Origin of the sequence: Achromobacter sp. 413638 (assembly GCF_043119405.1) — a bacterium.
In the GTDB taxonomy this organism is placed as follows: domain Bacteria; phylum Pseudomonadota; class Gammaproteobacteria; order Burkholderiales; family Burkholderiaceae_B; genus Achromobacter.
Genome location: NZ_JBICCO010000082.1, coordinates 22,666 through 29,994 on the forward strand (window position 1 = coordinate 22,666; position 7,329 = coordinate 29,994).

General features: G+C 63.5%; 7 protein-coding genes. All 7 read left to right on the top strand.

The window, feature by feature from the left end; all coding sequences use genetic code 11:
• Positions 1 to 59: 59 nt before the first annotated feature.
• From ACEU5R_RS25640 to ACEU5R_RS25670, 7 genes are read left to right on the top strand one after another with little or no spacing between them, the layout of a single operon-like run.
• Positions 60 to 2,213, top strand: a complete 2,154-nt coding sequence (locus tag ACEU5R_RS25640) for a phage tail tape measure protein (protein ID WP_392412549.1) — start codon at positions 60 to 62, stop codon at positions 2,211 to 2,213.
• Position 2,214: 1 nt separating this feature from the next.
• Positions 2,215 to 3,465, top strand: coding sequence for a DNA circularization protein (locus ACEU5R_RS25645; RefSeq protein WP_392412551.1), 1,251 nt, complete (start codon positions 2,215 to 2,217; stop codon positions 3,463 to 3,465).
• Positions 3,465 to 4,592: a phage baseplate assembly protein gene (locus tag ACEU5R_RS25650; protein ID WP_392412553.1), complete on the top strand. Its 1,128-nt coding sequence runs from the start codon at positions 3,465 to 3,467 to the stop codon at positions 4,590 to 4,592. The genes ACEU5R_RS25645 and ACEU5R_RS25650 overlap by 1 nt, the downstream gene beginning before the upstream one ends.
• The gene (locus ACEU5R_RS25655) at positions 4,589 to 5,134 is read left to right on the top strand and encodes a phage baseplate assembly protein V (RefSeq protein WP_392412555.1); all 546 of its coding nucleotides are present in this window, start codon (positions 4,589 to 4,591) and stop codon (positions 5,132 to 5,134) included. The genes ACEU5R_RS25650 and ACEU5R_RS25655 overlap by 4 nt, the downstream gene beginning before the upstream one ends.
• Positions 5,135 to 5,187: 53 nt before the next feature.
• A complete protein-coding gene (locus ACEU5R_RS25660; RefSeq protein ID WP_392412557.1) occupies positions 5,188 to 5,670 on the top strand; it encodes a phage GP46 family protein in 483 nt (160 codons plus the stop codon).
• Between the two features lies 1 nt (position 5,671).
• Positions 5,672 to 6,724, top strand: a complete 1,053-nt coding sequence (locus ACEU5R_RS25665) for a baseplate J/gp47 family protein (RefSeq protein ID WP_392412558.1) — start codon at positions 5,672 to 5,674, stop codon at positions 6,722 to 6,724.
• Complete coding sequence (locus tag ACEU5R_RS25670; protein WP_392412560.1) at positions 6,721 to 7,314, top strand: YmfQ family protein; 594 nt, start codon at positions 6,721 to 6,723, stop codon at positions 7,312 to 7,314. The genes ACEU5R_RS25665 and ACEU5R_RS25670 overlap by 4 nt, the downstream gene beginning before the upstream one ends.
• Positions 7,315 to 7,329 lie beyond the last annotated feature (15 nt).

Sequence of the window (7,329 nt, forward strand, 5' to 3'; positions counted from 1 at the left end):
CTTCCCTTGGCGGAAGCGCAGTTTTATGTAGATCAACTGACTAAGAAGGGGCCTGGCTAATGAGCGAATTCGTCGTTGGCGCGCGTATCGACGGCAGTGCCGCAGGCCTTGCCAAAGCGGCGCTGGAAGCCAAGAAGGCCCTCGACAGCATGGCCGTCGCAGGTGCCAAGGACCTGACCGCGATCGGCTCGGCTGCCAAAGGCACGGAGACCTCGCTCGTGGCCATGTCCACGCGCTCCCAGCGCGAGTTTGCCCGCATGGCCCAGGCGCGGGAGACGCTCGGAATCCGCTCTGAACACCGAATCCAGCAGGAAATACTGCGCACGCAGGCTGCATACCAGCGCCTGGCAAACAGCGGCACCATGAGCTGGCGCGAGCAGCGGCGCGCGGCGGAACAGATGCGTCAGACCGTCGGCCGGCTGAACGCTGAAATGGGGGTTTACAGCACTCGGCAGAGACTGGTTGGAGGCATGCAGCGTACAGGCCTGGCCGCAGCCGGTATCGCGGCCGGTATCGCGGTGGTTGCTCCGAAAGTGAATCGAGCGTTCGCTTACGACGAGCAACTCGCGCACATGACCAACACCGCATATGGAGATCCTTCGCTCAGTGCTGCTGAGGACCGCGCTCGACGTATCGCTGGACGGACCGAAATGGACAAGGCGATCCGCGAGGCAATCAAGTATGGCGGCGGAACTCGGGAAGATGCTGCAGCAACGCTGAACTCCCTGCTGTCATCCGGGAAATTCGACCCGAAGGATTCGCTCACGATATTCAGGGAAGCGCAACGTGCGGCCACGGCCAACCAGGCGTCGGGCGATGATTTCGCTCAGATCGCGTTTGCCGCCAGGGCGAGCATGGGGATTGCTCCTGGTGATATGAAGCGACTCTTCGGTGCCGCGACATATGCGGGACAAAGCGGTGCGTTCGAGATTCGTGACATGGCCAAAGCACTTCCGGGACAGTTCGCATCTGCTTCAAAAGTTGGGCTGACTGGCATGGCTGGTGCGGCAAAGCTCGCTGCGCTAAACCAGGCGTCTCGACTGACGGCAGGAACGTCCGACCAGGCAGCGACCAATACCCAGAATCTGCTCGCAAAATTGGGCGCAGAGGACACTCGGAACAACTTCAGCAAGCTGGGAATCAACTACGACAAGCGGTTGGCCGAGGGTCGTATGAAGGGCCTCGACGCACTTGACGTAACCGCGAATCTCATTGAAGAGCAGCTGAAGAAGAACAAGAACTATCAGTCGGCACTCTCGGCGTATCGGAAGGCGCCGGAGGGAAGTGAACGGCAGGAAGCGCTCGGGTCAGTGATGCAAATCGCCCAGGGCAGCGTAATCTCAAAACTCTTCCCCGATCAGCAGGCAACAATGGCCCTGGTTGGATTTCTGGCTGATCGTGAAAACGTCAACAAGATTGCGAAAGACTCGTTGCTCTACGGAAACGATGCCGTCGATCGCAATATGTGGGCAGTTGAGGATTCGCCCAACTACAAGCTCAATCAAGCGAAACAAGCGGCGGAATTTGCAAACTATGACGCCATGATCAAGCTTGGCCCTGCTGTATCTGAGGCGGCAGATACGTTCGTTAATCTGGCCGGCCAGTACCCAGCCCTAACAGTGGCGATCAGCGGAGCCACTACTGCTCTGCAGGGGCTGGCGGTTGCTGCTGGCGTCTTCGGCTTGGGTGGCGCAGCGCTGGGGGTTGGCAAGATGGTTGGGGCAGCTGGCGCAGCCAGGGCCGCAAGCGCAGCGGCTGCAGCGGCGACCCCCGCCGTAGCCGCTGGCGCCGCGGGTGCCAGCGGGGGAATTGCGACCGCGGGCGCGCTGTCTGGAGGCCTGCTCGTTGCCGCACCGCTGGTAAGCGCATATGCGTATGACCAGATGACCAACACCGAGGGTGGCCTGCGTGCGCGCATTGCTGACCGAGAGGCGCGGATCAAGGAATTCGAAGAAATGATCGCGCTCAAGCGCGAGGCTGGCGACACGCCGTTGTCGATTGGCCGCATGCAGGCGGAACGTGATGCCGTTGTGGCCTCGCGCGACGAAATGACCCGCCGGCTGCAGGAGCTGCTGGCCAACACAAAGATCGGTGGCGAGGTGAACGTGAACATCACCGCAGCCCCTGGCATTCAAGCAAATGCAGACCTGCAGCCCAACGACGGAACCCGTATGACGGGCAACGTCGGGCGCACCAATGTGAATACGGATTGATATGGGCTGGCGTGAAGAACAGCGCAGGGTCGCGCATTCTGATGGAATGGGTGTGGGGGCAACCTTTCGGGGTGTCCCATTTCATACGACCGAATCGGACACGGGTGTCGGGCGCCGCAACGAGGTGCACGAATATCCCCTGCGGGATCTGCCTTATGCCGATGACTTGGGCCGGCGCGCGCGCGAGTTCCAAGTCAACGGCTACGTGGTGGGAGAGAACTACCTGCAGGAGCGGGATGCACTCATTGAAGCGCTCGAGGCGTATGGGCCGGGCGAGCTGATACACCCCAAGTACGGCATGCTCAACGTGGTTGTCGTCGGCCGGGTCAGCATCCGGGAGTCTCATTCTGAGGGAGGCATCGCTCGGTTCGCCATTACCTTTGCCGAGGCCGGCGAGAATACCTTTCCCCAGGCGGCCACGAGCACTCAGGACGGGGTCCACGATGCGGCCGACGCTCTGGGGTCGGCCTCCGTAGATCGCTTTGCCTCGCTGGTAGATGTCGCCGGCGCTGCAGCCCTGGCCGCTGACCTGGTCAGCCGGGTGAATTCCAGCTTGGATTCTCTTCAACGCCTTGTCGGCTTGAACGGCCTGGTCGACCTCGCCGGTGACATCGTGCGCGGCGTCTCGTCAATCGCTGACCGCCTGTCCACGTTGATCCGCACCCCTGAGACGCTTGCCTTGAAGCTGCAGTCGCTATACCAACAGCTTGGTCTAGCCATCAAGCGCCCGCAATCGGCAATAGCCGACCTGCGGGCGGAATATGGCTCCAATGACCCCGCACCTTGGACCGCGCCCGTCAACTCCGCGTCCCCGCCCCAGGGCGCCACCTCAGCGCGCCGTGTAGTGAACGCGGCCGCGGTGGAGGAGTTCACCCGCAGCCAGGTGATCGCGACACAGGCCCGCATCCTGACCGACGCCATTGAAGCGAAGGAAGTGACGACAGCCCCGGAAGCGCGCGACCAGGCCGAGGTGGTGCTAGAGGAGATCGATCACGAGCTCGAGGCCTACGACCCGCCGGCGCAGATGGCGGCCGCGCTCATTGCGCTTCGCGTCGCCATCGTTCGGGACGTGGCCGAACAAGCCGACCGCCTGCAGCAGCGCGCAACCTACACCACCCAGGCCATGCTGCCGGCGCTGCTGATCGCCCAACGGGTGTATCAGGACGGCTCGCGTGCGGACGAACTTGTTACTCGCAACCAGGTGCGCAACCCGCTCTTCGTGCCGGCGGGCCAGCTGGAGGTGCTGCGCTGATGGCTCCGGTCAACGACAACCTGATCACACTGGTGGTAGGCGGCCAGGCCTATGGTGGCTGGAAGAGCCTGGAAGTGGAACGCGGCATTGAACAGCTTGCGGGGGAGTTCGAGCTCACGCTGACGCACCGCTGGCCGGGCGAGCACGCCCCGATCGGCCTGCGCGAGGGTCTGCCTTGCGAAGTGAAGTTCGGCCCGGACGTGCTCATCACCGGTTACATCGACACGATCGATATCGACTTGACCGACACGTATTGCCGGCTCAACGTCAGTGGGCGGGACAAGACCGGTGACCTGGTGGACAGCTCGGCCATCCATGGAAGCGGCCAGTGGAAGCGCGCGCGTCTTGAGCAAATCGTACGCGACATCTGCAAACCGTTCGGCATCGAGGTGCTGGTGCAAACGGATACCGGTGACGCGATCGACAGCTTCTCACTGGATGACGGGGAAAAGGCATTCGACGCCATCGACCGTGCGGCGAGGGCCAAGGCGATCCTGGTGACCAGCTCGCCGACCGGTCAGTTGGTGCTGACCCGCGCCAGCGAGACGCTGATCGAGACCAAATTGGTCGAGGGTCTGAACATCCGGCGGATCAGCGCGAGGCACACCTGGGCGCGGCGCCATTCCGAGATTCGGATGAAGGCACAGGTCGCGGGCAACGACAACCAGTTTGGCGCGACGGCCGCCCATATCCAGGCGAAGGCATCGGACCCGGAGATTGACCGTTACCGTCCGCTCATCATCCATTCCGAGCAGGGCCTGAGCAACGCCGAAGCCAAGGAACGTGCGCAATGGGAGGTCTCGACCCGGATGGGACGCGGCAAGCGAGCTCAGATCATTGTGGTGGGGTGGCGTACCGGCAAAGATGGCCAGGTCGGCAGTCTGTGGCTGCCCAACACCCTGGTGAGGGTCACCAGCCCCCGCATGTTCCTGGATCTTGATCTACTGATCACCTCTTGCCGGTACACGCTCGACGAGACGAATGCCCGCCGCACGGCGCTCACCGTCTGCCGGCCGGAGGCGTTTGACCTGGAGGGCGCATCGCCGCGCCGCCGGCGTAAGCGCCGCAAGCAACACCCTGACGATTCCCCGTGGGATCTGTCTGGCACGGGGCGACGCGAACAATGAGCATATCCTCGGCCCTGAATCGGATCCGGCTGGCCATCGCCCGCGCACTCATTGGCCAGGTCAACGACGGTGGCGGTCTGCAGACCCTCCAAATCGGCATCCAGGCCGATGTCGGCCGCGACCAGGTCGAACGGTTTCAGCAGTACGGGGTGACCTCGGTGCCGCACGCTGGCGCCGAATGCGTGACCTTGTCCGTGGGCGGGAACACCGACCACCCGGTTGTTATCAACGTCGATGACCGCCGCTACCGGATGCGCGGCCTGAAGACGGGTGAGATGGCCATATACGACGATCAGGGGATGTCGGTGCACCTGACCCGCGGTGGCATCGTCATACGCGGCGCCGGCAAGCCCATGCGCCTGACTGATACCAGTGGCATCGAGCTGGATTCAGAGGTCCACGTCACCCGCGGCCTGCGCGTCGACGGCAACCTGAATCTGCTCGGCAGTAGGGCGACCCACAATGGCTCGGACATCGGCCATCAGCACAAGCACGGTGGCGTGCAAGAAGGCAACGGCATCTCCGGCACGCCCGTCGCCTAGCCGGTAAACCTGTTTAATGGCACTGCCGGCCATGTTCCGCGAGACTGCGGAGCATGGACTTCTCTCTCACCCTTGACCCAGAAGCTGGCCTGCTCGACATGAGCCTGGCCGGCGCGGATTTCGCCGGCGACGACACGCTGGTGACTGCGGTGATTCTCAGCTTGTGCACCGACCGCCTGGCGCAACCCCACGAAGTGGCGCCGGGTGAGGACCGCCGCGGCTGGTGGGCCGACGCCTACGCCACCTCCCCACGAGACAAGTTCGGATGCCGCTGGTGGTTGCTGGCCCGCGAAAAGCAGTTGCAGTCCACGGTCCAGCGCGCCCGTGATTACGCCCTCGAAGCTCTGAAGTGGATGCAGGAAGACGGCCTGGTCACCTCGGTGGGGGTGAGCGCCTTCGTTCCGCGGATGGGCTGGCTCGTCCTGCTTATCACGCTCTCCCTGAACGGCGTAGACCGCCGCTATCGATTTGAATGGAACTCCGCGGCCCAGGCCTGGCGCCTGGCCGGTGAGTCGTTCGCGCCCGCTGAGGTTTGACATGCCTGTTCCCCGTCCCCCACTGCCCAAGCTGATCGAGCAGCTGGCATCCGAGATGGAGAGCCGGCTGCCCGGCGTCTTGCCCCGCGCACGCCGCAGCCTTGCGGGCGTCCTGGTACGCGTTGTCTCCGGCGGCCTTGACGCCCTCTATAAGTTCCTAGAGCGGGTTTTCAAACAGGCCTGGCCCGATCAGTGCGACGATGACGAACTGCCCACTCATGGCGCACGGTGGGGCGTTCTGCAGAAAACTGCGGCGCCGGCGACTGGAGCCCTTCTCATCGGCGGGGAAAACGGAGCGTCGCTTATGGCAGGCTCCGTGTTCCAGCGTACCGACGGCGCGCAGTTCACTGTCGACGTAGGAGTGACCATTGCGGGCGGTAGCGCGACTGTCGCGATCACCGCAGAAGAAGTCGGCCAGGCCGGCAACACAGCGGTCGGCGTTCAATTTTCCCTTGCCAGCCCGGTGCTCGGCATCAACAGCATCGCCGTCGCATCGACTGAGATCTCCGGCGGCGCGGATGTCGAGCGGCCCGAATTGTTCCGGGCCCGGATCCTGGAGCGGATCCGCCGGTCGCCCCATGGGGGAGACAACGATGACTATGTGGCCTGGGCGACGGAAGTCCCTGGCGTGACGCGCGCCTGGTGCTCGCCCAATGGCATGGGCGCCGGCACGGTCGTCGTGCGCTTTGTCCGCGACGACGATGATGACCCGATTCCCGATTCGGGCGAGAGAGAGTCAGTCCGGGCGCATATTGAGGCACAGCGCCCCGTCACCGCGGAACTCTTCGTGCCGCCGACGGTGGCCAAGCCGGTTGCGTACGTGATATCGAACCTGGAACCGGACACGGCTGAAATCCGCGCCGCTGTTGTCGCGGAACTCAAGGACATGCACATCCGCGACGCGATACCCGGTGGCACGCTGCTGCGTACCCATATGTCGGAAGCAATCTCGATCGCTACGGGTGAGAACGACCACGTCTTGGTGTCCCCGGCCGGTAATGTGACCAGCCTGCCAGGCGAGCTGGCCACGTTCGGGGGAGTCACGTGGGCGTGAGAAGCGTAGAAGCCTGGCGCGAAGCGCTCCTCGCACTGCTGCCACCCGGAGCCATGTTCAATCGCCAGCCGGGCGGCGTGCTGGTTCGCGTACTGGAGGCGTTCGGCGCCTCGATGCGCGCGGTCGAGCGGCTGGCGGTGTCGTTGGTGGCCCAGTTCGATCCTTTGCTTGCCGACGAGCTGTTGGATGACTGGGAGCAGCTTTACGACCTGCCCGATGAATGCCTGAATGCCCCGGTGGGTAAGGAACAGCGGCGTCAGCGCGTCAACATGCGCCGGCTCATGCTTGGTGGCTCGAGCCCGGAGTACTTCCGGCAGATGGTCATTGGCCTAGGCTATCCCGACGCACGGATCGACGAGTTCCGCCCGTTTCGGGCCACGAGCAAGTGCACTGCTGCGATCAACCAGGGCGGTTGGCGTTTCGCCTGGCGGGTGAACGTCGTGGCTTCGGCCAATGTTGTTCAGGCTACCGCGAACAGCAAATGCACGGCACCGCTGCGGGCCTGGGGTGATCCCGGCCTGCATTGTCTTCTATCACGCTACAAGCCCGCGCACACCGTCGTGTTGGTCGGGTATGTCGATTCCCTTTGATTTCCATTTTCCAGG